Genomic DNA, 2,118 nt, shown 5'->3' with positions numbered 1-2,118 from the left:
CACCTGGACGGCGCCCGCCTGGCGCAGGCGGTGGCTGTCCTTGCCGGGCCGGTCGATGTCGAAGTCGTGGTGGGTGTGCTTGAGCACCCCGAGGCGCAGGCCGCGCTGGCCGAGCAGGGGGATGAGGCGCTCCAGCAGCGTGGTCTTGCCGGTGCCGCTCCAGGCGACGAAGCCGAGCAGGGGCAGGGGACTCATGGCGCGCCCCCTTCCCGCAGCCTCGCCTCCCAGGCGGCGAGCTCGTCCGGGCTGTTGAGGTTGACGAAGGCGTCAGGCGCATCGGCAAAGGGCACCACCGTCATCCGGTGGCGGGCAAACCAGGCCCCGGTCTTGCGCTCACCCTCGGCCAGCGCCTGGCGCAGGGAGGGGAGCAGGGCACGGCGCAGCAGGGCGACCACGGGCTGGAGGTGCTCGCCGTCGTGGGCCACCACCAGTTCTGTATCAGGGGTCACGGCGGCGCGAAAGCGGGCCATCAGATCCCGGGGCAGGGCGGGGCCGTCACAGGGGACGAACAGCACCCAGTCGTGGCGGGCGGCGGCAAGACCCGCCAGCATCCCGGCCAGCGGCCCCTGGAAGTCGGCATGCTGGTCGCGGATGACGGGGGCAAGCTGCCGGTAGCGATCCTCGCTGCGGTTGGCATTGATCAGCACCTCGTCCACCTGGGGGCGCAGGCGCTCGAGCACGTGTTCGATCAGGGGCCGGCCCGCGAGGGGCACCCAGCCCTTGTCGTCGCCCCCCATGCGGGTGGCACGGCCACCGGCCAGGATGACGGCGGAAACGGGAAATGCGGGGGGCTGGGGCATGCTCATGGTGCTCCTGGGGGTGAAGAGGGCAGGCAAGGGGCCGGGGGGATCTTGCGCCAAGCGCGCCGTCGGAGCAAGCCTCTCCCGACCCTGGCCGGCGGGGCTTTGGCCGCAGGGTATGGCTGAGCTCACAAAACCGAATCCCTAAACGTCATATGATCCGCACCAATCTGAGTCTTGCTCTCCTGCCGAATGGCAACTTCATGTAAATCAAAGAGAATGACTATGGCTACCGGACAATATCTGCTGTGGAAAGATGCACAGGGCGAGGACTTTCGCCCGGTCGCGCTGACGGGCACCGATCTGCTCAACGATCGCAACCTCAACAAGGGCACCGCCTTCACCGAACAGGAGCGGGCCGACTTCGAGCTCGACGGCCTGCTGCCGCCCCAGGTGCAGACCTTCGAGGCCCAGTTGGAGCGGGTCTATGAGGCCTTCCTGAGCGCCTGTAGCGACATCGAGAAGTACCAGAATCTGAGGGCCCTGCAGGATCGCAACGAAACCCTGTTCTACGCCCTCCTGTCGCGCCACGTGGAGGAGATGACCCCCTACATCTACACCCCGACCGTGGGCAAGGCGTGCCAGGAGTTCAGCCACCGCTTCCAGAAGCCGCGTGGCCTCTACATCACCCAGAAGAACGTCGATGACATGGGATCCCTGGCACGCCACATGGACGCCAAGGCGGTGCGCATCATAGTCGTCACCGACAGCCAGGGGATCCTCGGCATCGGCGATCAGGGGGTGGGCGGCATGGGCATTCCCATCGGCAAGCTCGCCCTCTACACCCTGGGGGCCGGCATCCATCCCGCCTGCTGCCTGCCCATCGCGCTGGACGTGGGCACCGACAACCAGGCGCTGCTGGATGACCCCATGTACCTGGGTCAGCCCCACAGGCGCATCCGCGGCAAGGAGTACGACGACTTCATCGACAAGTTCGTGGCCGGGGTCAAGCGTCACTTCCCGAACGCCGTGCTGCAGTGGGAGGACTTCAGCAAGTCCAATGCCTTCAACAACCTGGCCCGCTACCAGCAGGTGCTGCCGTCGTTCAACGACGACATCCAGGGCACAGGCGCCGTGGTGCTGGCGGGCATCATAGGGGCGGTCAAGTCCAAGGGCGAGACCCTGGGCCAGCAGAACTACCTGGTCTACGGGGCCGGGGCCGGCGGGGTCGGGGTGGCGGATCAGATCTGCGCGGGGATGATCCGCGAGGGGCTGGACCCGCAGGCGGCCCGGGATCGCATCTACATCCTGGATACCCAGGGGCTGGTGTGTGACAACCGGGAGGGGCTGGACGAATACAAGCGCCGCTACGCCAAGC

3 protein-coding genes are annotated in these 2,118 nt (G+C 67.3%); 1 reads left to right on the top strand and 2 read right to left on the bottom strand.

Annotation, left to right across the window (positions count from 1 at the left end; all coding sequences use genetic code 11):
• A partial coding sequence (gene mobB, locus BN1132_RS09575) for a molybdopterin-guanine dinucleotide biosynthesis protein B (RefSeq protein ID WP_042077090.1) occupies nucleotides 1-195 on the bottom strand: 195 nt, incomplete at its 3' end.
• Nucleotides 192-806: a molybdenum cofactor guanylyltransferase MobA gene (mobA, locus tag BN1132_RS09570; protein ID WP_042077089.1), complete on the bottom strand. Its 615-nt coding sequence runs from the start codon at nucleotides 804-806 to the stop codon at nucleotides 192-194. The genes mobB and mobA, both read right to left, overlap by 4 nt.
• Before the next feature lie 219 nt (nucleotides 807-1,025).
• On the opposite strand from mobA, the gene maeA reads away from it, so the two are divergent.
• The coding region (maeA, locus tag BN1132_RS09565; protein WP_042077088.1) for an oxaloacetate-decarboxylating malate dehydrogenase at nucleotides 1,026-2,118 on the top strand (1,093 nt) is incomplete at its 3' end.

The sequence above is a fragment of the Aeromonas sanarellii genome (assembly GCF_000820085.1).
Taxonomy (GTDB): Bacteria; Pseudomonadota; Gammaproteobacteria; order Enterobacterales; family Aeromonadaceae; genus Aeromonas; species Aeromonas sanarellii.
This window is presented reverse-complemented; position numbering and strand designations above follow the sequence as displayed.

What these genes read in the sequence shown, in the direction of transcription:
- mobA (WP_042077089.1), bottom strand. Translation starts at nt 806, where the DNA reads ATGAGCATGCCCCAGCCCCCCGCATTTCCCGTTTCCGCCGTCATCCTG.